Consider the following 23,610-nt stretch of genomic DNA (forward strand, 5'->3'; position numbering starts at 1 on the left):
GCCATCGGCCTGTACCGCTAATTTAGCGTAGTACAGCAGGATTAACTTGTCCAAAAATACCTGCGGGGTTTGGGGCGGCAAGCCCCAAGAGCTAAAACACAAAACAACTATCTCTTAGTGTCGATTGGTATAAGCAAACCATTGATCCAGAAACTAAAAAGTAGTTAACTTGTGCTGCCGGTGCACTTTAATCTTGAAGCTGGCGAACCAGGAAGGCTTGTCAAGATTTTGGATGTCCTTTTATTTTTGGTCATTCCGAATATCGCGCATTATGCTTATCCTTCCACCTTTGCCAAAACCATTTCTTATCTCCACCCTTTTGTGCAGTAGCTGGGTAGCTTTATTTTTTGTTTTCTCCAATTCCAATTACACTACCACCAGAAAGCAACAATCTAGTAAACTCAGAGTTTTCTGAATAAACTTCAAACTGCTCTCCACTTAGCTTTTCGAAAATAATTTCATCTCCCCAAGGATCGCTGATAAATTCTCCAACTCTTTCAAACTTACCCCTGCAATCAGAGAATTCCACATCAACTGAACCCCATAATAACCTACCACCTGGAGCTTCTGGGTATGTGCCAGTATCAGCATGATACTTATTGAGTGCTCGACTCAAACTTATGAGCTGACAAGTTACTATATGATGCCTGTAAGACTCTTTTTCATTTTGAGAGTAAATATTGATCACAAGGAAAGACAATAAAACCAATCCTACAAATATAAAGAACAACCACTTAAATAACGGTTTGGCGGTAAACACTACTTTCTCCATGGCGCATCATTTAAATTAGGCTTGTTAACATCTGGCAATCTGCCATTGAAGTTCAAATAATGTTGATATTGAGATCCAGCTTTATCGATCCACGGATCATGTTGCATAAAGTGGCTAGGCCCTAGAGTTTCCTTTAAACCATACTCCCATTTACCTTCAAACAAAGTAGTAGCGACGGACTCATCCACATGAAGCGCCTCATGGAAAATTGTAGCTTGAGTACCAATATCACCTAACCCAGCCTTGATATCAATTCGACGGCCACCTTGATATAGACCAACAGCTCCATCAATATCATCAACAGCTCGGACTTGAATATTTAGTTTTTTCAACTCAGGGTAGTCTTCATAAACATTGTTGAGCAGCCTTCCCATGCGTTGCTGTTCTGTTTCATCCTTTTGTGCAGCATCCTTAATCCCCTTCGTCGCACCAGACGCCGCCTGATTCACAGCAAACGCCAAAGCCGCAGTCTGCGCCCCATTAGAGAATTTACCACCCGTCATCTCACTGACCGTACCCCCAGCCAAAGTAGCCGCCATGAACTGCGCCACTACGTTATCAGTCATAGCCGCCGCTCCAAGCGAAAACCCTTTAGCAATCCCTGCCGCTAAAAAACCATGCCCAAATTCACCACCTTGCAACTCCGCGAGCACACCTCCCACAAGCCCATGCATCCCAGCTTGCGCAAACTCTTTCACTCCACCGGCTAATCCCGCAAGCGTGCCCCCTGTATCAAACATACTGCCAACGCCGTAAAACGCAGCACCCGAAAGGGCCCCAAACGCAATTCCTTTAAGGACATTACCTCCATTGGCCGCAGCTCCAACACCGCCAGTAATTCCTCCAAGCAGTGCTGCATGACCAGCACTTTGGAGGAACCAACTTGAAGCTAAAGCAGCTCCACCAGCAGTCGCAACAACCAAAATAGCACCAAGAATAATCCCCGCAAACGGCTTAATACTCTTCCAAGCATCCGAAAACACATTAAACCCACTAGGATCAGTAGCATTCAGCGGATTATTCCAAACATAAGAATAGCGGTTTAAACTGGCTATTTTAGTCGGCGCTTGTATAACCGGGTCTGCCTGAAGGAACCGCCCAATCTTAGCATCATATATCCGCCCATTCATATGGATAATTTCCATTTCATCCACCATTTCATGGCTGGTAAATCCACGTGTAGTTATCGGCTTCTGATCCTTATAAAAACTCACCTCAAACGGCAAACTACTGGTATAGATATTCGCAATACTGGCAACCGCAGAGGCCTTCCAGTCAGTCATGTCCCGCCGCGCACCCCAAGGGTCAAACGCCATTAGCTGTTTTATTTCGGCAGTGTGATCCGTTATTAAGTTAACAGATCCCAAGTGGTCTTTTAATAGGTAGTGTGTTTCTCTACCCGCATAACCACTGCTATCAAATTTCTGGGTGATTTGTACGCCGCCTGCGACTGTGCGTTTCCACTCGCGGGTTTTGTCGGAGTGGTAAATTTTTTCCACACTACCCAAGTATAAAGTAACGCTACTGGTACCGGTTTCTTCGTTCTCGTCTATGCGCTTATAACGATTGCGGCCTGTTCCATATTCAAAGCTTGTAGTACGGGAACCCTTGCTAAGGTGTTCAACTTTTTCAAAGACGCTGTAATTTAATATACGACCTCGGTCATCGTTTATCATGTTGCCGTTGGCATCGTAACGATAACCTTTTCCTCCAATAGACGTTACAGCGTGGGGGCCGGCTTCATTTCCATAATTATAGGTAGCGCCGTTTTCCATATCGGATTTGCTGGTGATGTTTCCAATATCGTCGTACGCTACGGTAATGGTTACACCGTTAACGGTATAGGTTTCGAGGCGGTTGTGGCCGTCGTAGGTAAAGCTTTCGCTTTGCTCGCGGGTCTGTATGTCTAGATTTTCATTTAAACCATAGTCTTCACGGCTTTCTAGGTTGCCTGCAACATCCCACTCCATCACCAAATGCTGTAGCGGCAACAGCCCACCTTCAAGCGTTTGTATTTCGTGCACTAAGCCAGAATCTGAAAAATAACTTTTTGAAATATTCATGGCGCCATCGGCCAAGGTGGCTTCTTCTACTTGCCCACGTGCATTTACAGTATCAATTTGGTAATACACGCGCTCGCCGTCTGGCGCATTTTCATCGGCGTTGCGAATACTCTCTAGGTAACCATAATTGTTATATTTGTTTTGCGTGCCGTTTGTATCAAAATTTTCGCCATCGCGCGCGGCGTCAAAGTTTTGGAATACACGGCCATATTGGTCGTAGACAGTTTTGGCGTAGTGCGTTTCAGTCGCCTGCAGCGCGTCTCCCGGAAGGGTGGTGGCAACCGTTTTTACTCGAGCAAAGTTGTCGTAGTAGGGCTGCTGAATGTAACCCGATGTTAAGTCTTTCTCCAGCGCCAGTTGGCCTAGGCCATTGCTGGCGGTGTCGTATTGCCATTGTGCATTACCTTTAAGGCCCGTAGGATTTACACAGCTGCCTGCGGTGTAATCCTGCCGTGCTATTAAGCGACCAGCAAAGTCGTATTGGTTTTTTATGATTTGCCCTTTTGCGTCCTGCTGGCAGTAAAGCTCACCAAAACCATTGTAAAAATACTGCCAAGCGCCTTTGTCGGGGTCGTTCATAGACTCTTTTTGGCCCAAATCATTGTAGGTAATGTCTGTCTCATTTTGGGCGGGGTCTTTGAGTTTTGTAAGATTACCGTACAGGTCAAATTGGTAATGTGCTGTTGCCGTTGTGCCCTCTGTTACCCCAGTAATTTCACCGAGTACGTTTCTTCCCTCAACTTTTATTTGGTCTAAGGGGTTGGTGTAGGTGGTTGTTAAAAGTAGGTCGTCGTAACTCACGCTGGTTGTAGCGCCTGTCGGTAACAGGCTAGCTTTAACGCGCCCTAGTAGGTCGTACCCGGTGACGGTGGTCCAGTAGCTCGCCTGCTCCCCGGTGTATGGCTCGCTGCTCCTTACAACTTGGCCCATGTTGTTATAGTCGGTATCGGTTTTTATCCATTCCCCGTCAAAACCTTTTTTAAGGCTGCGTACCGCTCGCCCTAATACGTCGTGGCATACCTTGCTTTCTCCACCACCGGCTGCCCGCTCACGGGTAACATAGCGGGTAACAGTTGGGCATTGGGTACTGGCTGTAGTGGCGGTGGAGGCTTTATAACCGCCGCTATCGCTGGCGGTAAAATAGAGGTTACCAAAAGGTGTGTACGCCATGTAACTTGTTAACCAACGATCGCCAGTGTAAGCCTGGCTTTGCGTGGGCGCACCAAATTTATTGCGTTCGCCTTCCGGTATTTGGCTAGTCTTGACAACCGCAGCGCCGGGGATGGCAGCCACTGCAGCGCTGTAAACACTGCTAACTCCCTCCGCAGGCCCGGTAACGGCCTCCGCGTTATACGCAGTATAGGTTGCGGCTGCGTAACGCCCAATGTCATCGTATTGTGTGTAAGAACTTACACGAGAGCCCTCTCCCTCAATGGCGGAGAAGCTTTGGGTAAAGGTAGCATTACCAAACAAGTCATAATAATGGCGAACGGTTGCACCTCCGGCCACGGTTTCGTCACACAATAAGCCCTCTAAGTTTGCACCGGCACCGTGCTCTGAACTGGTACAGCTTCCGCTAAGGTCGTAGTAGCTGAAAGTGGACGTGCGTGAACCTGTAGTGCTGGGGGTTGCGTCTGGGCGGGTGGTTGTTACTGTTGAAGCACTTAAGCGGCCCAAAAACTTTTCATCATTTGTTTCTCCGTAGGTGTTTATCGTTTCGGTGCTAACAAAAGCTGCACCTGTTTTATCGCCTGCGTAGGTATCGGTACTAAGCTGCTCAACATTGCCGTAGCTGTCTTGCTGGCTTGTGGTCACTAGGGTTTTTACGGCTTCGCCTTGCGCGGTACCGTTAGCCAGTAGCGCATAGGCCGTTTGCTCGCTCGTTTGCGCATACACCTGTAGTGCGCCTGCTGTTTGGGTTCCCTGCGCAAAGATGTTGGCAGCGGTATAATTATCCAGCCCTACGGCCTTGTAATTGCTTGTTGAACGGCTAAGCAGGTGCCCTGCCGCGCTGCGAACTTCGGTGTTTTGCGGCATACCAATAAAGGGCCAATCTTGGCGATATTGGGTGGTTGTTCTTGTGCCTGTTTGTAAATCCACTGTCGCGAGTTTTTCAAAACCCAACATGCCACGGCCACCCGCTTGCACACGTAAATGATGGTAGAAATAGGCCACTCCTGCTGTTGCTTCCGTGTCCGCAGCGGTAGGCGAGCTGCTGGTAACATTGGTAACAACAAATAGCGGCGCAGCTGCCTCTATAAGCGGCATTTTTTCTTGTAGGGATAGCTGTTGCGCCTCTTCTGGCAACCACCACAATGGGTTGCTTTTTTGCTCCATAAAATCTAGAACATTAAGGGTGTTGACGGCTACATTTGTGCAAATTTCTGCGCTATGACCAGAGCCATAGACATTCTGAACCAGATCACATTGCTCAATATCCGTTTCGCTCTCGTTTACGCCACGCAGGCTGGTATAGGCCGGTGAAGTACTTAAGGTTTCGTATTGAATCTCGGTGGTATTTCCCAAACCATTGGTAATGGTTTTGAGTATATTTTGGGGGTATAGGCCCGCTGCAGCGTGGTTGTTATAGGTAAATTTGCCTTCTGCATAGTCGTAACTAACAAGGTCTAACCAGCCGTCGCCATTGACGTCGGCGTAAGATTCGAAACTAACATTTGTTGCAGGGCGTGCATCGATGCGAGCATCGATATCGTATGTTTTAGTACTGGGGTTCCAAGCAGAGAGGTAGCGATGAGTTGAGGTCGTTCCGGCGTTAGAACGGTCGATATGGCTAAGAATATCGATATGACCATCGCGGTTAAAATCTACCGCTACATTCTCCGGCCCCCAAGTTAGGCCTGAATCCACTCTAGCACCAAAACCGGAGCCAGTATTGAGTTGGTATTCACTCACACCCAATACGTCGGTTAGGCCATCGCCATTAACGTCGATAAATATGCCTTGCCTGCCGGCTCGGTCTGGATAAAGAATGTCTTCAATATCGGTAGCAGCAGAGACCGTTCTTTGTGAATAACCATCTGCAGTGACTTCAGCCTGGCCATAATAAACATATTGGCCTGCGCTGCGAATAAAGGTGAAAATCGCACGACCATAAACTTTTTGTGGCGCTGGATCAGCAAGAGTCCAATCGTATTCTTTTAGATAGGCTCCCACTAAAACCAAGTCCAATTGGCCATCACCATTAAAATCCGCTTGCACACTACTGGGGTGCGGGCCCAAGGACCACGAGTTTTGCGAGAAGCCTTCCAACATTGGCAGGCTACTGGTATCAACACTGATTGACGTGCCTGTTGCTGAAAATACGTATGGTGGAATATCCCCGGAAGCGTTTGTATTATTAATCAATGAGTACGCGCTGTAGTTTTGATGGTCATCTTCGATGTGTGCCAAAATATCCACCATACCGTCGCCGTCAATATCTGCGACAGCTTCGTATTCGCCACTGGGTAAGGAGACATCTGCAACCGATTGCTCGCTAATTGTCCATGCCTTGTTGTCATCGAGGGTAGACAAATACAAACGGGTACGGCTGTCATTTTGCACAATTAGGTCTGCACGCCCATCCATGTTGTAATCTAAAGGAAAAATTTTGTTATCACCTGCGCAAGATTGCTGTAGAAAGCTAACGCCAGCCGCGCGCAGGTAACAATCCCCATTGCGCTGGTAGATAAGATAAAGATCAGACACTCCGTCACCATCAAAATCGGCGTAGCCGTTCTGCAGTAACGCATCCAGAAATAAGGGGGGCCCATAAAGCGGGTTAGTATCGGCTTCGCTGTACTCCGAGGCCGTGCTCTCTGCTTCCCAAGAAAATTCGGTTTTAGGTAAACATACGCTGCCTACACACTCTTCCACACTTTGTAATTGGTAACCCGCGCCCTGCCTCCAGGATTGCTTATAGTCACCATAATTAAATTTATATTCTCGAATACTTTCATTATTGCTATAGGCCGTTATACCGTGCAGTAGGCTATCATTTTTTACTGCATAACCGCCTACATACGCCTGCGAGGCATCCACTCGGGCGCTTTCGCCATAATTCAATGTAACCTTGGCATTGTAGGCATTGGTATCGTCTACCGAACTGCCATAGGCATAACGAATTTCGCTTAATTGATGGTGCTCAGCTGTGGACTCATAGATATAGCGAATGGGGTTGCCTACGCTGTCTTCAAACTTTTGGATAAACCAACTGAGTATTTTATCTTGCTGCTCTCCCGCCTCGGAATACACTCGTTGCTCGGAAACACTTGCGCCCGCGCCCCCATAGGTGGTAGTTGAACCGTCTTTAGCTTGCACAGTAAAATAATCTGGAGAACCAGCCGCACCACCGTGTGCAGTAACTAATACAAAGCTGTCTATTTCTGTTTTATAGGTGCTATCCACTTCACCATAAACGGCGCCATCTTGCACCAGCAAACGCTGGCCATTCAAACAAAACCTATCGGTATTGTTCCAGGTTATTGGCTGTACTTGAGCGTCCTGATGCAGGGTTTGGCGGCAACGACTTATTGAACTTAACCCCCCCAAATTCCAGCCTTGCCCCAACAGTCCATTGCCTGCACCGCTGGAATAACCCACGCTTAATTGTGGGGTTACACCAGCCGTACCCGCAGCCAAGGTTATGGGGATGGAGTAGGTTGCTGCCCCCATTTCACTCACCCTGAAACTACCGGCGATGACGCCAACTTGGTCCGTTGCATTTTGCTCCTCTATGGAGACTAACGAGGCACTGGCCACAACTGGCGCTTGAATTTCCGAACTAATGCTTTCCTCGGGCACACCAATTAACCTGTTAACCGCCAGCGCTACCACTTTGGATGTATTGCCACCCAAACCGCTACAGTTAATTTCCGCCGTTACATTAAATTCGTTATTTATTTCTGTGGGCGCGGTATAGATTAATGAACCCGAAAGACCTGTTTGCACAGCCACTCCAGGCAAACCCGAAACGGTGCAACTATCGGCCTTTGTGGCATTCCAACTCAACTGCGCGTTTGTCCCTTCATATATGGATGAGGAATCGAAGCTGGCTGTAATTATGGGTGCAGGAACACTAACCGTAATTGTTTTTACTTTGCGGGAACCGCAACCGGTGCCACTGGTACCATAAGGATTAACGTACTCCGCACAGGCGGTAAACTCGAAGGAGTAAGTGCCATTTGACCGAATTACCGTAGTACTACCTTGGGTTGCTCCTCTAGCTTTAAGTGTTTGTTCATTGCCAGGGCTTATGTCTTTTATTATGGCGTAAGTCTCAGCACCGCTCCAATAGAGGGCTATTTCGCCATCGGTGCTGGTGGTCTCAACATTAAATGTAGTGCTGGTAACCAGTATGGCTTCAGAATCTATGGGGTTAGAGCAGCTCGTATAGTTTCCGGTAGCGCGGCATGCACTCACTCTGTAGCTATAGGTGCCGTAAGAGTTATCAAAACTTTTGCTTAAACTGGTTGGGTTTTGTAGTGTAACCTTTTTAAAGCCTGCGCCATTTTTGCTTTCTTCCAAGTAATAGCTTGTTGTGCTCGAGTCATTAGCTAACCACGACACGGTATAGTTATTACTCTCCAGAGCTGGCGTTATTTTAATGCTACTGGGAATGGCTGGGGCTATGGCTACGTTTACAGAGGTAGTCGCCTTGTCGCCTGCACAACCATGAGCATTACAGGCTTGTACGGTGTACACCCAAGTACCGTTGCCCTTAATTGAGGGTTTTATCTGCAAGTTGGAAGTAGAACCGGATTGGGTGCTACTACTGGTTGTCAACTTTTCTGTCCAAGCATAGCGGGTTGCATCATCAACGGAATTCCATTTTACATAAAAGTCACCATTTGCATCATTGCTTGCACTGGTTATGGTTGGCACACCCTGAGGGGGCGCAGCGACAACAATTGTTTTTTCTGCGGCTTGCGCACAGGACTCGCCTGGAACACCGTAGGGATTCGTATAGGTAACGCAATCAATTAAGCGGTAAGTATAAGTGCCGTTACTGCGCGTTACATTAACACTGCCGGACTTTCCGCCATGGGAGGTTACTGTGGGCCCATTTATTTCTTCAACTTTGGCGTAAGTTCGCGCGCCCGACCATGAAAGGCTAAAGGTGGCCTGCGACGATGTTGCTGGTACGGTAAAGGTTGTGGTCGGGACTACGACAGAATCCGACACTTTCCAACCACTGCAATTTTTATAACTACCCGATTTTCGACAGGCTCTCACTCGGTAACGGTAAGTGCCAGGGTCTTTGGTGCGCACTTTCTCTTTAGGCAAGCTAACGTCAATAGTGAAGGTATTCGAATAAGAAGAACCGCCGTTGCTGCTTTCCTGTAACTCATAATGGCTTACCGAACCAGAAGCGGTACCCCAACTAATTGTAAGCTTACCTGCGGTTTCTTCCGGCGTTATATATATCGCGGAAGGAGCACCCGGCTTAAGAGCAACGTTTATTGATTTTTCGGTACCAAAACCGGCACAACCCACACTATTGCATGCCGCAAGTTGGTAACCCCAAACACCATTAGTTTTATTACGAGGAACGCCTGAATTAGCTGCAGTAACAGCCGAACCCCAACCACCTCCATTTTCCCGCTCTCTCCATTTGTAGGATGTTGCTCCCGGTATACCACTCCAAGTAAGACTAAAAGAGCCATCGCTATCATTCGTAGCAGTGCTTAAGCTAGGGGAAGAGCCAGGCTTGGCAATAACCGTTATCGACTGAGCAGCTACTTGCTTACAATCATTTACGGTGGTGTAGGGTGTGGTGTAATTCAAACAATCCATCATGTTAAACGTATAGCTGCCGGCACCACGCGTAAAATCTTTTGAACCCGATTGAGTGGAGCCCACCACAGTTCGCCAAGTTGAACCAACCTTTTCAGAAATAGAAACGGAGGTTCTTACTCCCGTCCAGGATATAGTAAACTTTCCGTTCGAATCTGCCGAAGAAATTGAAAACGAAGCAGATTGCGCTGACATAGAGAAAAAGGCAAAAGCTGAAAAACAGAATAGACAAGTTAGCCTTTTGGTATAAAAACATATAAGTGCGAGAACTGAAAACACGATACTAATTCCTTGTGGTTCGACGAATAACATACTTAGTTATGCTCAAGAAGAGATTCCCGCATACAACCATGTAATACGCGTCCATGATGAGACACCCACCTCTGCAATAATTGCATAGGTTCTCGCACCAGACCAAGACACTGTAAATTTTCCATTCGCATCTGCTGAAGAAACAGAAAACGATGCCGATTGCGCCGACATAGCAGAAAAGGCGAAAACTGAAAACCCTAATAGACAAACTAGCCTTTTGGTATAAAAACACATTAATTCGAGAATTAGAAACACAGAAATCATCCTATGAGATAATATGAATATACAAAATGTATTTTGGGGCGGATGGATAACGCCTACCTCTGCGTTTAATTCAAGCGAGGGAGCAGCCCTTACCAAAAAGTATTCGCAAAATGAGGAAGGAACTTAAATTTCGGAATCCACTCCAACAGGGAAGCATTGCGAAACTTCTCTTACCTAAAGGTACCGAAGGCAGCAATCATACGCTGGCAGTTGATGTGGAACCGGCTAGGTAGAGCACTCCTTTTTTTTATAAATATTCCCTTATTATTTTTGGCTTGTTTAAAAACCGGTTGAATCTTACGATATAATTGGTGTGCATGACAACAGAAAACTACCAGTCACCTGCAAACGCCAGCAGGTATCGCGTCCGCTTACGCAACTTGTTATAGCGGAGCGGTATTAGCCTTTTTAGTGCTCGTAGCGGAGCCTTACCCTGAAAAGAAACACTAGGCAACGAACGGTACGGCTACGTTACTGCATGCACTAGAAGACCATTAAAAATTAATACAATTTATTTGAAGCCTGTACAATTGAAGTCATGAAAAATGACGCAAGACAACTTAGTACAGAAGAGCAGTATTTAGTTCGCAAGATAGCCGCCCAGCGAGTGCATAATGGTGAAAGTGCGGCCGAAGTGACACGCAGCTTCGACCTTAGAAGCCGAACAATTTTCACTTGGTTGCGTTTAGCGCGTGAAAAAGGAATTGAAGCTCTGGCTCCCAAGGCGCGCACTGGACGCACTGGACGCACTGGACGCACTGGACGCACTGGACGCAATCGAACACTATCCGATCTTGAAGAGCAAGAAATAAAGAGGTGGATAATCGGCGGAGATCCTAGGCAGCATGGGTTTGATTTTGGTTTGTGGACACGCCAAATTGTTGCTGATTTAATTCTTGAACGGTTTGGCGTTATCCTAAGCATTTCCGGTGTCGGTAAAATTTTGCATCGATTGGGCTTGACGCCACAAAAACCGCTATGCAGAGCTTATGAGCGGGACGAGAAAGCGGTACAAGAATGGGTTGACGACGTCTACCCTAAAGTTAGGGCATACGCTAAAAAGAAAGGGGCTGAGATATTTTGGTTGGATGAAGCCACTATTCGTTCTGATGATCCTTTACAGCGTACCTGGGGTGAAAAAGGAAAGACACCTGTCGTCAGAACAAGCGGTCAAAGACAGGCAATTAATGCGATCTCGGCGTTATCAAACAAGGGGGCTTTTGGTATCACGTTTTCGACGGAAAATTTAATGCGGATAAATGTATTGAATGCTTAAAAAGTTTCAAAAAAGGCCGTAACCACCCCGTCATACTCATCGTTGATGGGCATCCCGTACATAAATCAAAGAAGGTCACGGACTATATTGAAACACTTGAAGGAAAAATTGAAATGGTGTTTCTACCACCGTACGCACCGGATTTAAACCCAGACGAGCTTGTGTGGAATCAGATGAGAAATACCGGCACATCAAAAAAGCCACTTAAGAAGGGGGAATCACTAAAGAATCGTGCCGTTTTAGATTTGGAAAGTATCAAACGGGATAAGGCTCTGATTAAATCGTTTTTTCAAGAGGCAACTGTATCGTTTGCTGCTGCCTAGGTAGTATGTTACCTAATTTAAACAAGTGATTTAAACGATTGGTGCCGAAATTTCATAGAAACGAATTACATTTTGACTTTAGTAAAGCTTATTATTAGTCCTTATTGTTGAAAAATATTCACGAAAGTACCAACTCCGAACATTTGGACCTGTTAAATATCACACCCCTTAGATTTAAACTCGCGGGCACACGCAGCCCCTAGGCGACTCACTGATTTATACATTATTTTTTGACAATACTAGGCGCTTTATCGATAAAACTAACGATATATAAAAACCGCCCCCACCTCATTCATGCGTCAATCAGTGAGAAAACGCGACATAAAAAAACCCCGCAGCCTCTCAGCCACAGGGTTTTTCACTGTTAATGTCAAGTTTTTGGATGTCCTTTTATTTTTTTTTTATTTTTTATGGTCTAGACTAGTTATTCGTGACCCCAATCAGCGGCTCAACTGTTTCTCGTGAACCGGCGTGCTACTAAACCGTATGCTCGGTGGTCTTAGAAGACGGCGGAAGTAATTCCGCCTCCTACTAGATATTTTCAAGTACTAATTTAACCAACTTCGGTAAGTACTTGACCGGAAGTTGTGAATTTAAATCCCCTGTATGGGTGACAAAAAGTCGGCGGGTTTTAGTGTGATCACTGATGAATTGATAGATTGGAGTACCGTCTCTGAGGTATTGCCTATCAACAGCCCAGGGATTCCTGAACGTCCAATAGTGCCCATAACAACAGTGTCGAAATCATGGCTATTAACATATTCTGGAATGAGTGTTTTAGGCGTGCCCTTTGTTAATACTTGGTGTAAATTTGAATGTTCATATTCTTTAACCAAGGAGTCAAAGCTTTTCTGATGCTCTTGTTCTTCTTTTTTCAATAGTGCATCAACTTCTTCGGGAGAAATTCGTGTAAATGCGCCATGCCTCAATGTTTCTTCTCCATAGAGCCGCCAGCATGAAAAAATCGTTAACTGAGCTTCTTTAAACTCGCTCAGTGATGTTGCTATATCCATAATCATTCTGTTCTGTGCACGTCCTTCTGCATGTTGTTCCATCGATAAATCAACTGCTGCGAGAATTTTTTTGACGCCCATGGGCTGATTTTCTTTAATCAGCCATACAGGCTGAGGGCATTTACGCATGATATGAAAGTCACTACTGTCAAAACTTTTTTCACTTGTGTTTGCGACTTTGATTAGCAGGTCGCATTTATTCATGATCACGGCTTTGACGACTTCTATAAAAACTTTTCCTTTAGACACTTGAGCGGATATTTCCAGACCGTCACTTTGTAGATTTTGTGCTAGGTATTTCAGCTGATTGAGACGCTGAGCAATAATAAATTCACTGAGTTCAGTCGGACTAAAAATATCAGCATACGTACTAAGAAAGGATTCATGTGGTTCAACGACATCAAAGAAAATTATTTTTGCGCCGGTTTTATTTGCCAGCTCGATGCTACGTAAAACGGCAACATCGGTTTCAGGTGATTGCATTTCATTAACTTTTACCAGTATGTTTTTAAAACGTTTCATTGGTATTCTCCTGTGAATGAATGATCCACAATTAGTTAGTTAAAAAGGTATAGAAAAGAGTCGCCAGAATAACTGCCATAATGGTGCCTGGCGCATCAACTGCCAGGTGGTTGCTTAAGCTGTTAGCCGAGGATTGCAATTTTATTGCTGAGTTATTGAGTGCGTTATTGATGTTGGTTAAGGTATTTGAGCCCAGTTTCTCAAGTTTTTGTATAAACGCGATAAGTAATAGCCCAACCTTTTGATAGATAACTAATAGGTCGCCTGCTACTGGGGCGGTTAGATTAGCACGTAGTTTTGAACTGATTAATACGATTGTTATGCCAACAGCTGCAGGCCACAGTGCTGCCCAGCTAAACGTCGACCAAAGGCCTAGATAGCTCTTAATTTCAAAAGCCGGCGTTGCGTATAGCAAACCCACTGACAGTAGCGCTGAAAGAACCGTCGGTACGATAAGACCCCATTGTGGTTCTGCTGAGCTTGGTTCAGGCTTTGTAGGTTTTCGCATTAATTCAATAAACCGTCCCATCAATAAAGACGTGCCTATTGCGCTAAAAACTAACAGGCTCGAAAATAGCGGCCAATTTGATGTCGCGCTCTTGAGTGATGCTTTTGCGATAGCACCAGTGCTTAGTGGGAGGCCAATTAAAGATACAGCGGGTACCAGTATCAGTAACCAGAGAATAGGTGTAAGCCGGCTGCGTTGGGTTAATTCTGTCTTCAGTCCAACAGCAAAAAATAAAGTGGCTTTGGCAATGCCGTGATGCAGCGCAAAAAAAGTTATCGCGGGTAATAACAATTCCCAACTTGCCGGGTAGGCCAATACAAAGCCAATACTTGCACTAATAATCCCAAGCTGACTCACTGTGGAATATGCCAACACCGTTTTTGCATTGTCTTGAAAGAAACCGTACCCAGCGGCGAGGAAGGCGGCAGAAAAACCGAGTGCCATCATGGGTTGTGCTAATACGAGGATTGCGTCTTCACCTAAGGGCAAAAACTGTATCCAGCCTAGCAGGCCGACCTTCACCATGACTGCGCTTAATAGGGCACTTGCAGGCACGGGTGCAACAGGGTGAGCTTTTGGAAGCCATACATGTAACGTCGCAAGACCCGCTTTTACACCAAAGCCTATTAATAAAAATGCGGTTACCCAAACCTGTGATTCATCATAGCCACCTAAATAAGCGTAATACGTTTTACCAACCAGTGCTGCGAATAAAATAACTTCGCCAAGCACTACCCATTTAATATAAGTGGCTGCGGCTGATTTTGCTTCGTCACTTCCTGAATGGAGAATCAATGGATAAGCTGAAAAACTCATTAATGCGAAAAACCCGATGAAAGAAGCAACGTCTTGGGATAAGACAACGCCTAAATTGCCAATCATCGTGAGAAGGAAAAACAAGTAAAATCTTGTTCGTTTTGTGTCGCTGGCTAAAGAGGATCTGGCATAGAGTGCGGCGATAAACCAAATGGCAGACGTCAGTGCTAGAAAAGCCTGTTGTGTAAAATCATTATTAACGATAAAGAACGCAGCAAAAAGTCCAGGCAATGGAGCTAGTGGAATTAAGTTAACGGCTAGATGGGTTAAACGCTTAAACAGCATCATCACCAATAACAGTGTTGGTAGGATTAAAATCCATGGATTACTGGTGCCATAATTCAATGCTAATCCCATTAGATCAGGGAAGGCCGTCTGGTATTCCTTTGTTGCGATTAGCGTAGACCAGGCTAGTGGGCTGGCAATAGTCGACGCAAACAGTCCCATTGCCAAAGCAACTAATGCTGTCACCACCGGCGGTAAAAGTAACATCCAATGTGTTTCTAGCTTGAACTCTGTGTGATCTTTTTTCCAGGGTGCGGATTGTTCTTCAAACCATATAGCGTGAATGATCGGTAAAAAATAAGCGGCATTAAGTAGGCTGCTTGCGGCAAGAACGCCAAGAACCCAATAAGCATCGGCCTCTAGTGCCCCTGCACCTAAATACCACTTTGAAACAAATCCTGCGATAGGCGGTACGCCAATCATCCCAAACGCCGCAATGGTAAATGCACCCATAGTGAGTGGCATGCGTTTACCGGCGCCTTTCATTTCGCTGACCTTATGAATACCGAGGGTTTCTGCAAGGTTACCCGCACAGAAAAACAACGTGATTTTCATCAGTGCTTGGTGCACTAAATGGACTAAGCCACCGATCGTGGCTATCGGCCCTGCGATTGCTGTTCCCAAGGCTATATAAGACACTTGGCTAACGGTTGAGTAGGCGAGGCGTCTTTTTAAATCGTCTTGCTTCAATGCTAGAACGGAACCATAGACAACAGTAAACCCCGCTATTGCGGCCAAGAATATGGTTAGCCCTAAGTCGCTCGCAAATTCTATCCCGTAGATGTCATAGACAATTCGTACGATTCCAAAGGCACCGGCTTTTACCACGGCGACTGCGTGCAGTAGGGCGCTCACCGGCGCAGGAGCTGCCATCGATACAGGCAGCCAACCATGTAGGGGGAAGAGGGCGGCTTTAACGCCGAGACCGGCAATCATTAATACGAAGATTATTTGTAGGTGTGTTCTATCAAGATAAGGCATGTCAGCTAATAAGCCTGCCGAGGTAAAGTCTAGAGAGCCAGCGATCGCCTTGAGCCAAACGACTCCGGCCAGCAATAAGGCACCGCCAATCATCGTATAGGTAAGATAGATTCGTGCAGCTTTGATGGATTCTGCGTTACCTTTGTGTGCGATCAGTGGGTAAGTGGTTAGCGTCAGCAGTTCATAAAAAATTAGAAACGTGGCTAAGTTTCCCGCCAGTGCCAATCCAATCGTTGCGCCAACACATAAGCTGAAGAAGGCAAAAAAGCGGCTTTGGTTTTTTGATTTTTTAAAATATCCTATCGCATAAATTGTGGTGAACGGCCATAACACGCCAGAGAGGCTCACGAACAACAGTGATAATGCGTCCCCGTGTAAAACGAGATCTATATTGGGTAAGAGGGGTAGTCGCGTTTCAAAGTTTAAGCCGTTGAAAACTCCCCAAAGCAGTAAACCGATAAGCCCTAAGGTAATAATCGAGCCGGCTATATTGATATTTTTACGCAGAGCAAACTTGTGCTCAGGTACGGCCATAATCGCAAAGCCCGATAAAAAAGGCCCTAAAACTATTAGCACGGGTAGCAATACACTCATGTTCATAGAGTCACCGCACTGACTGATGGATTACTGATGTTGAGAATAAACTCTGCATTGAATCCCAGTGCGAGTGTAATGAGCGCAAGCATGAGTGCGGTTATTGTTAGCACCTTAGGAACGTGTGCTGGTGGAAGACTATTTATCTCGGCGCTACCCTGATCGCTAGTGAATGCTAAGCCGAGTATCTTGAATAAATAAATAGCCGCTAATAATCCACCGGTAATGATGACGAACGTCCACCACCATTGGCCACTTTCAATAGCGGTTGTAAGCAGTAGCCACTTTGCAATAAAACCTGCGCTTGGCGGTAGACCTATCAAGCTGACGCCGGCAATGGCAAACACTAGTAAGTTAAGTGGCTGTCGAGTTGCTATACCTTTTAGCTGAGCAATGTCACCACTACCTTGCGAGAGAATTAGATTACCTGCTGATAAAAACATGGCACTTTTGGCGCAGGCATGAGCAACGATGAAATAAACGGCAGCTTGTGAAGCGCTGCCTGAAAATGTGCTGATGCCCGACAGGTCCTTGCTTAAGGGAAATAGTAAAAAGATGTATCCGAGTTGTGCGACGGTCGAATATGCGATCAGCACTTTTAATTGCGTGGCACGAAAAGCCTGCCAAGAACCATAGATGATTGCCGTGCCGCCCAAAACTCCGAGTAACTGAGAGGCTTCAAACGTAGTCGCGTCACCTAATACGTCAAACCAAAATTCGATTAATACATATAGTGACGCTTTAACAACGAGCGCTGAAAGTATCGCGCTAACCGGGGTCGGCGCGTTTGCGTGTGCTGGTGGTAGCCAAAAGTGCATAGGGAATAGTGCGATTTTAAGCATAAGCCCAAGGGAGATTAGTATCATCGCGACTTTATCGGGAAGACTATTACCGGCGCTAGCTGCGATCTGAGCGAGATCTAAGGTGCCATAGCTACGATACAAAATAACGATAGCCATTAAATAGAACAGTGAGCCCAAAAGCCCAACTAACAAATATCTTAACGATGCTTCTAGCGCTGCTTTGGTTGATTGCAGCGCTACCAGTGCGGCGGCTGATAGCCCTATAATTTCAAGGCAAACATAAATATTAAAGGCATCTCCAGAGACAAAGAGCCCATTCAGTCCTGCGATCATTAGCCACCACAAGGGCCAAAATCTCTGACTCTTATGGTCGCCTGAGAAATACGCGGCACTGTAAATGGTCAAAATTAGCGTGAGTAGTCCAGTCAGCGCAATCATTAAGATTGAAAAACCATCCACTACCAGATCGATGCCGAGCGGTGCGCCCCAAGCCCCAATTTCATAACGATCACTCTGATATGACTGTTCATTAAAAAATAGAATGGTGGTCAGCGATACCACTAGAAATTGCAAACAGGCAAACGCTACATTGATGCGACCTTGGTTTATTGAGTGGCTTATAAGAAAGCTTATCAGCCCAGCCACCAAGGGTAAAAATACGATGACAGGCAATAATGTCGCCGGGTCTAAACCATTTATCACAGTGGTTTCTCCGGGAATGGTTTCTCCGAGCTAGATCGGTTTATATCACTAAGACGAACCATTAGGTTTAAAGCCAGTGCTGTGCCGGCAACAGCAATAACAATACCGGTTAATACCATGGCGTGAGGTACGGGGTCTGCTGTTGATGCACTCTGTTTGGCGAAGGCGATTAAGAAGATAAATATACCGACACCCATGACATTCAGCGCTAATATTTTTCGCATGATATGGCTTGCCAAGATGACGCCCAGCAAGCCAATGGCAAACAGTGCCACACCCGTCATGCTGTAGAGTAGCTCTGAATTTATCATTTATGCCCCTCACTACTCATGTCCGAAAGAGGTTTTTCGATAAGGCTGCTATAAAGCGCGGCGAGCGCTATTGCAATTGAGACAGTAGCAATAGTCTCTATCAGTAATATCAATATATGAGCCGAGCCCGGTGGGTAAGTAAGGAGACTACCTTCAAACCAAGCGAGTAATGAACCGGTAATGACAAACATGGCTAAACCGGCGGCCAATAGATAGCGGGCAATCACTGATGTGTAATTAATACGGTAGCGCTGTGTTTGAAACATCAAAACACAGGTGCCTGCAAGTAATGCGCCAGCCTGAAAAGCACCGCCCGGTTTATAAGCGCCAGCCCAAAGTAGATACCCTGCAAATACTACTAAAGTTGGTGCTATCCAGCGTTGTAGAGTCACTAAAACAATGTCGGTATGTTGGTTGCCAATAGATTGAACGAGAGGGGCATTATCGTTGCGACTCGGTAGAATCGCGATAACAACAATGAGTAATACGCCAATTTCTAACAACGTATCATAGGCGCGAAAGTTAAGTAACACTGCGGTGACGGGATTAGTGACGCCGCTGATATCGATGTTTGCTTCAACCTGGCCCCGTAAACCTTCGCCGCGTGCATCATGATTCAACACAATCAAAATGAGTGTGAATAAAAGGCCTATAACGGCTAGTGCCGCAATGACTCTCGATGCCTTTGGATCAAGTGCGCGGCCATGGTATTCAAGATCCATTTTTTTAAACATACGATCATCTGCTCTGGCTATTTAGGTCGATAGTTTTAGGTGTTGCTTTCGGTGTTGGTATAGTTTGTCCAGTAGTTGGCCTAATACGGTTCCATGCAGCGAGCAGTAGAGAGCCAGATAAACCTGCACCGATAGCGGCTTCAGCAATAGCGACATCGAATGCCCCCATTCGCCCCCAAACGATGGTGACCAGAAGTCCTAAGCAGACAAAAAATACGATGCAGCGAAATAGTGAAGCTGAAAAAATACTCATCCAAGCAACTAACAAAATACTCAACATAAGTAATACGTCAAAGGCGGTAATAAGGCTCATTAACTATTCCCCTTTGATTTTTTACTCAGTGATTGTTCATTGATTACTTCTGAAGCGATTAGGTAACTAGAGGCAGCGCTGGAAAAAATAACTAAACCCCAAACGAGGATTAATTTGAATGCATCAATCAGAGGGGGAATTTGTAGTAATAATCCAATGACAATGAGGCCAAGGCCAAGATTATCGGCTTTGGTTAGTGCATGCATACGACTAAGTATGTCTGGAAACCGGATTAAACCGACAGTCCCTGCGAGGAAAAAGAAAAGACCCGTCAGACAAAATAGATAACTAAATACCTCGGTTAAATTCATAGAGAGTGACCACGAAGCTGTGTAAAAGTGACCAGTGTTATTGACGTGAGCAATGCAAGAATTAACGCGACATCAAGTAAGTTCGGCTGGTCTATTGCAATGGCTAAAATTGAGAGAATAGCAACGCCGATGGTTCCGATCAATTGAGTTGATAGCAGGCAATCAGCATAATTAGGCGTACGTAATACAGACAACAAACTTATGAGTAGAAAGAAAGCCAGAATAATAACAAGGGATAGCAGAAAAGTAGTCATGATTTACTCACCTCTGGTTGAAGCTCTTGCTCAGCCCCTATCAATTGAGTAACCCACCATTGGCAATCGTCGATGTCAGATTGTTTAAATGAACGTAGATCCAATACATGGATGGAAAGGTCTTGCCCGTCACGACAGGCACTGACGGTACCGGGTAGTAAGTTAAGAATCTGTATTAAGGTGAATACCTGCGAGTCATCGATCAACTTAGTGCGGTAATGGATAATGCCAGGCGATGTTTTTGATTTTGGTATAAGCGCTAATTTTGCAATATCCCAACCACTCCGCACAGATTGAACAGAGAAGTAGCCTAAGAATAAAACTATATTCTTAGGGCTCTTTAATAACGGGGTTGTGTGTCGATACTTGGGTGCCAAGTAGAGACTCAATAAACTAGCGGCAACAATAAAAATACTACCCACAATTAACGAGCTTAGTTGCCACTCAGTCAGCAGTAGCCAAATAATACTGAACACGGCTAAGCGTATAAAAAACTCATAGCTTGCTAATGACGTTTTGCCTTGGCTGGGGTGAAGTGTGTTTTCATTACGGTTGGTCACGATTATGTTTAGTTACCGATTAATTTTCATTCTTAGGGCTATCATACTAACAGTGGTGCAAGTAAGAACAATACGAATAAAATGAGAGATTAGATCGTATTATCCGATGAATATCTGATATAAAAAATATAGGAGGGCTAGGTCACTGGTTTAGCTCGAGAATATACGGCTCTTTAGTTTAATAAATCGATAAAGCAGCTGGGTGACTGATTTTACGTTCAGCTACGATCGTATAAATGTATCCTTCACCAATTATTTTTGAGTAAGTACGTTTAAGTAATTTGGACGAAGAGCCAAGACGATGAACAGCAAGGGGGTTTTCTTGATAGAAACACTCTGACCCCGAGCTGTAGATGATGATGGTCACTAAGAGGTGATTGGCTTGATCGAACCTACATTACATTTAAGAGCTTCTCATTGCCCGCTCTTCCAGCGCTTTGACTCTGGCAGCCATGGGTGGGTGTGATGAAAACAGCGCCATAATTCCACCTTTATCATTGATACCAAAGGCAGCCATTTGTTCCGGTAACGGTTCAGGCTCCACTTGACCAAGTCGTTTAAGCGCACTGATCATATTCTGATGGCCTGCCAAATCGGCACCACCGGTGTCAGCTATAAATTCACGTTTTCTAGAAAAATACATCACAATGGTTGATGCAAGGATGGATAAAACAACCTGCGCTATTATTACCGTCACAAAGTAACCGATACCGTGTCCACGATCATTTTTCAAAATCACGCGATCGACAATATGTCCGATAACACGAGATAAAAACACCACGAATGTATTTACCACTCCCTGAATTAAAGCCAGCGTCACCATATCTCCATTGGCAATATGACTCATTTCATGTCCGACAACGGCTTTGACCTCACCTTGCGACATGTTGTCCAGCAAGCCTTGAGATACTGCCATCAAGGCTTTATTTTTAGATGCCCCAGTGGCAAAAGCATTCATTGCCGGTGATGGAAAAATAGCTACTTCCGGCATTTTTATGCCGACAATTTTTGCCTGCTTTTCGACCGTGCTAATCAACCATTTTTCTATATTGCTACTTGGATTGGTAATCACTACCGCCCCCGTCATACGTTTTGCCATCCATTTCGATATCAGTAATGAAATGAAAGATCCGCCAAAACCAATAACACCTGAAAGTATGACTAGCGCCTGAATATTCAGGTCAGAACCATTTTCGGCCAATATGCTATCAACACCCAGTAGGCTCAGCGTAATACTCAACACCACCATGATGGCAATATTGGTCATAAGAAATAATAAGATGCGTTTCATTTATTTTCCTGTCGTATTAACGGTTTTAAAAATAGATACTACTGACTATCAGGAACCGGCATCGATAATATAGTCAAACATACTAAATAGCTGCAATAAGCAGCTCCTACAAAAAACCACTAGCTCTTGACGTTAGGCTCACAAGGGTAGTGTTTACGTAATGAGGTATAAACCACAGTTCGCGCCATAGCGTCTGCTGCCAGCTCACTCTTTTTAAAGTCGCCAACCACACGGGTAACAACTTCGTATAATGAGATAGGGTCACCAAGACAAAACTCTGCATAACGTGCAGCACGATCACGCAAGCTAAATGCTCGAGTTCGAGTGGCCCTCTCGGAATAGCTTTCCTTCTTTTCTAATTCCGCTTCTATGTTAATCAATACTCGCTCATCCGTAGCTACAGCGCCATCAATAAAGCCTTGAATATAGCGAATGCAATACTGACCATCGATACTTTCTGCCTGTTCAGGAAAAACTTTACAGTGCGAAGCCAGTTCCGTGGCCGAAAGTGGTTCTACGGCATTCACTTTGTTCACTCCGACAAGTAAAGCAAGTATGCTGATCGTACAAAATAGTTTTATCTTCATTATATTGCCCCAAATAAATATTAAAAAATGTGAAAAGTTTGATAAAAAAATAACCTCAAAAATTAAGGCATATTTTCTCTAGTACAGGTTTGTATCCCCATATTTTATTAACACCATAGCGATAAAGGAGGGTCAGCAATGGCAGAGCGCAATATATCGGTTCGTGACACAATTCCGACTAACCTACCGGTATCTTCGACAATGGGTAAGACGCTTAAGCTTTCCTCGACGAGTAATGTTGCAATGCGTCTAATGTCGGTAACAGGGTCAGCTGAGTATATTTGAGATTCTGCAGTTAAAAAGCACTGCTCGATTGTCTTGTTAATCGAGATACTTTTCTGATCGGTGCTTAGAAAAAATTCATAAAGCTTTTGTCTGGATAGTACGCCGATCAGTTGACGTCTACTGTTTACAATAGGTAGCGCTTGATAGGGGTGCTTTTTAAACTGTTCAACAGCTTTGGTGAGATTCCAATCTGACATCAATACATGAATCGAAGACGTCATGATTTGATAGGCATGATAGACAGGTTCACGCTGTCCTTTGCTTCGCAGTGATTCTTTATATTGAGCCAATTTATTATTAGATGGCCCATAACTTTTATCAGTAACATAATATAGCGAGTTGTCTTCATCTTCGTCTTCAAGCGAAACTTTCCTGAAGCGAGTTGCCGCTGTCTTTTCGATACGACGTAATTGTTCTAATGGCCCTGAAAATACTCTTCCGCTTCGTGCATAAATAGAAAACATTGTAAGTTAATCCAGTGGGGTAGCTTGTTGAGTTAACGCAAAAACTCCGTGTTATGGGATCAATATGATGGCTCTAAGGTTAAATAATTGTCGGTGCTCATAGCTGATTCGCCTGTTGATTCAATTGGTGATTTTTTTGAGGGGCGTAATTTATATAATGATGTTCGATTACGTTTTATCTTTCTCGTTAGATTTTGGTTGGCTCTGGTGATACATCGATCAATAGCTTGTTGCAAATTAGCCCTGCGCTCTGAAATGACAATTCGTGTCATTCCTACAGGTTTGATAACAACGAGACACTCTTTATCTATACCGCCTTTGGGGCCGTTAATATCGCTAATGGTTACTTCGGTACTGTGTATTGCATGTTTGGTTCGAGAAAATGCAAAAGAGATTCGACGGTTAACATAGTCAATCAGGTCGCCATTGGCTGCCACTTTTCTAAACTTAATACTTAATTTCATCATTAAC

General features: G+C 45.0%; 17 protein-coding genes. 2 read left to right on the forward strand and 15 right to left on the reverse strand.

The window, feature by feature from the left end:
- Nucleotides 1–340: 340 nt before the first annotated feature.
- Nucleotides 341–760, reverse strand: a complete 420-nt coding sequence (locus tag H5336_RS09795) for a type II secretion system protein GspG (protein ID WP_185233701.1) — start codon at nt 758–760, stop codon at nt 341–343.
- Entirely contained in the window at nt 760–9,825 is a 9,066-nt protein-coding gene (locus H5336_RS09800) for a SpvB/TcaC N-terminal domain-containing protein (RefSeq protein ID WP_185233703.1), read from the reverse strand. The genes H5336_RS09795 and H5336_RS09800 overlap by 1 nt, the downstream gene beginning before the upstream one ends.
- Before the next feature lie 919 nt (nt 9,826–10,744).
- Here H5336_RS09800 and H5336_RS09805 point away from each other — a divergent pair.
- Nucleotides 10,745–11,482: an IS630 family transposase gene (locus H5336_RS09805; RefSeq protein ID WP_185233705.1), complete on the forward strand. Its 738-nt coding sequence runs from the start codon at nt 10,745–10,747 to the stop codon at nt 11,480–11,482.
- A 113-nt stretch (nt 11,483–11,595) separates the two neighbouring features.
- Nucleotides 11,596–11,805 carry a transposase gene (locus H5336_RS23400; RefSeq protein ID WP_281385494.1) on the forward strand — a complete coding sequence of 70 codons (210 nt, stop codon included), beginning with the start codon at nt 11,596–11,598 and terminating at the stop codon, nt 11,803–11,805.
- Nucleotides 11,806–12,398: 593 nt separating this feature from the next.
- Here H5336_RS23400 and H5336_RS09815 read toward each other — a convergent pair.
- The 13 genes from H5336_RS09815 to H5336_RS09875 all read right to left on the reverse strand — a co-directional run bounded on the left by H5336_RS09815 (nt 12,399) and on the right by H5336_RS09875 (nt 23,606).
- Entirely contained in the window at nt 12,399–13,340 is a 942-nt protein-coding gene (locus H5336_RS09815; protein ID WP_185233707.1) for a universal stress protein, read from the reverse strand.
- A gap of 31 nt (nt 13,341–13,371) precedes the next feature.
- Nucleotides 13,372–16,464 carry a complex I subunit 5 family protein gene (locus H5336_RS09820; protein ID WP_221628023.1) on the reverse strand — a complete coding sequence of 1,031 codons (3,093 nt, stop codon included), beginning with the start codon at nt 16,462–16,464 and terminating at the stop codon, nt 13,372–13,374.
- Between the two features lie 62 nt (nt 16,465–16,526).
- The gene (locus H5336_RS09825; protein ID WP_221628024.1) at nt 16,527–18,029 is read right to left on the reverse strand and encodes a complex I subunit 5 family protein; all 1,503 of its coding nucleotides are present in this window, start codon (nt 18,027–18,029) and stop codon (nt 16,527–16,529) included.
- Nucleotides 18,026–18,340, reverse strand: a complete 315-nt coding sequence (locus H5336_RS09830) for an NADH-quinone oxidoreductase subunit K (RefSeq protein ID WP_185233711.1) — start codon at nt 18,338–18,340, stop codon at nt 18,026–18,028. Before H5336_RS09830 ends, H5336_RS09825 begins: the two co-directional genes overlap by 4 nt.
- Entirely contained in the window at nt 18,337–19,074 is a 738-nt protein-coding gene (locus tag H5336_RS09835; protein ID WP_185233713.1) for an MnhB domain-containing protein, read from the reverse strand. The genes H5336_RS09830 and H5336_RS09835 overlap by 4 nt, the downstream gene beginning before the upstream one ends.
- 4 nt (nt 19,075–19,078) lie before the next feature.
- Entirely contained in the window at nt 19,079–19,387 is a 309-nt protein-coding gene (locus H5336_RS09840; RefSeq protein WP_185233715.1) for a hydrogenase subunit MbhD domain-containing protein, read from the reverse strand.
- Nucleotides 19,387–19,698 carry a cation:proton antiporter gene (locus tag H5336_RS09845; RefSeq protein WP_185233717.1) on the reverse strand — a complete coding sequence of 104 codons (312 nt, stop codon included), beginning with the start codon at nt 19,696–19,698 and terminating at the stop codon, nt 19,387–19,389. The genes H5336_RS09840 and H5336_RS09845 overlap by 1 nt, the downstream gene beginning before the upstream one ends.
- Nucleotides 19,695–19,952 (reverse strand): MrpF/PhaF family protein, encoded by a 258-nt coding sequence (locus H5336_RS23795; RefSeq protein WP_185233719.1) that lies wholly within the window; start codon nt 19,950–19,952, stop codon nt 19,695–19,697. Before H5336_RS23795 ends, H5336_RS09845 begins: the two co-directional genes overlap by 4 nt.
- Nucleotides 19,949–20,512, reverse strand: coding sequence for a Na+/H+ antiporter subunit E (locus H5336_RS09855; protein WP_185233721.1), 564 nt, complete (start codon nt 20,510–20,512; stop codon nt 19,949–19,951). Before H5336_RS09855 ends, H5336_RS23795 begins: the two co-directional genes overlap by 4 nt.
- A gap of 403 nt (nt 20,513–20,915) precedes the next feature.
- Nucleotides 20,916–21,803: a protease HtpX gene (htpX, locus tag H5336_RS09860; protein WP_185233723.1), complete on the reverse strand. Its 888-nt coding sequence runs from the start codon at nt 21,801–21,803 to the stop codon at nt 20,916–20,918.
- Between the two features lie 119 nt (nt 21,804–21,922).
- The gene (locus H5336_RS09865) at nt 21,923–22,390 is read right to left on the reverse strand and encodes a Rap1a/Tai family immunity protein (RefSeq protein WP_221628025.1); all 468 of its coding nucleotides are present in this window, start codon (nt 22,388–22,390) and stop codon (nt 21,923–21,925) included.
- A 107-nt stretch (nt 22,391–22,497) separates the two neighbouring features.
- Nucleotides 22,498–23,139 carry a CBS domain-containing protein gene (locus tag H5336_RS09870; RefSeq protein ID WP_185233725.1) on the reverse strand — a complete coding sequence of 214 codons (642 nt, stop codon included), beginning with the start codon at nt 23,137–23,139 and terminating at the stop codon, nt 22,498–22,500.
- 59 nt (nt 23,140–23,198) lie between these two features.
- Entirely contained in the window at nt 23,199–23,606 is a 408-nt protein-coding gene (locus tag H5336_RS09875) for an HPF/RaiA family ribosome-associated protein (protein ID WP_185233727.1), read from the reverse strand.
- Nucleotides 23,607–23,610: the final 4 nt, after the last annotated feature.

Source organism: Teredinibacter franksiae (assembly GCF_014218805.1).
GTDB classification, from domain to species: Bacteria; Pseudomonadota; Gammaproteobacteria; order Pseudomonadales; family Cellvibrionaceae; genus Teredinibacter; species Teredinibacter franksiae.

Excerpts from the sequence above, each read along its gene's own strand:
- H5336_RS09800 (WP_185233703.1), bottom strand. The coding sequence starts at position 9,825 with ATGTCAGCGCAATCTGCTTCGTTTTCAATTTCTTCGGCAGATTCGAAC.
- H5336_RS09805 (WP_185233705.1), top strand. The coding sequence starts at position 10,745 with ATGAAAAATGACGCAAGACAACTTAGTACAGAAGAGCAGTATTTAGTT.
- H5336_RS23400 (WP_281385494.1), top strand. The coding sequence starts at position 11,596 with ATGGTGTTTCTACCACCGTACGCACCGGATTTAAACCCAGACGAGCTT.
- H5336_RS09815 (WP_185233707.1), bottom strand. The coding sequence starts at position 13,340 with ATGAAACGTTTTAAAAACATACTGGTAAAAGTTAATGAAATGCAATCA.
- H5336_RS09820 (WP_221628023.1), bottom strand. The coding sequence starts at position 16,464 with ATGGCCGTACCTGAGCACAAGTTTGCTCTGCGTAAAAATATCAATATA.
- H5336_RS09830 (WP_185233711.1), bottom strand. The coding sequence starts at position 18,340 with ATGATAAATTCAGAGCTACTCTACAGCATGACGGGTGTGGCACTGTTT.
- H5336_RS09835 (WP_185233713.1), bottom strand. The coding sequence starts at position 19,074 with ATGTTTAAAAAAATGGATCTTGAATACCATGGCCGCGCACTTGATCCA.
- H5336_RS09840 (WP_185233715.1), bottom strand. The coding sequence starts at position 19,387 with ATGAGCCTTATTACCGCCTTTGACGTATTACTTATGTTGAGTATTTTG.
- H5336_RS09845 (WP_185233717.1), bottom strand. The coding sequence starts at position 19,698 with ATGAATTTAACCGAGGTATTTAGTTATCTATTTTGTCTGACGGGTCTT.
- H5336_RS23795 (WP_185233719.1), bottom strand. The coding sequence starts at position 19,952 with ATGACTACTTTTCTGCTATCCCTTGTTATTATTCTGGCTTTCTTTCTA.
- htpX (WP_185233723.1), bottom strand. The coding sequence starts at position 21,803 with ATGAAACGCATCTTATTATTTCTTATGACCAATATTGCCATCATGGTG.
- H5336_RS09865 (WP_221628025.1), bottom strand. The coding sequence starts at position 22,390 with ATGAAGATAAAACTATTTTGTACGATCAGCATACTTGCTTTACTTGTC.
- H5336_RS09870 (WP_185233725.1), bottom strand. The coding sequence starts at position 23,139 with ATGTTTTCTATTTATGCACGAAGCGGAAGAGTATTTTCAGGGCCATTA.
- H5336_RS09875 (WP_185233727.1), bottom strand. The coding sequence starts at position 23,606 with ATGATGAAATTAAGTATTAAGTTTAGAAAAGTGGCAGCCAATGGCGAC.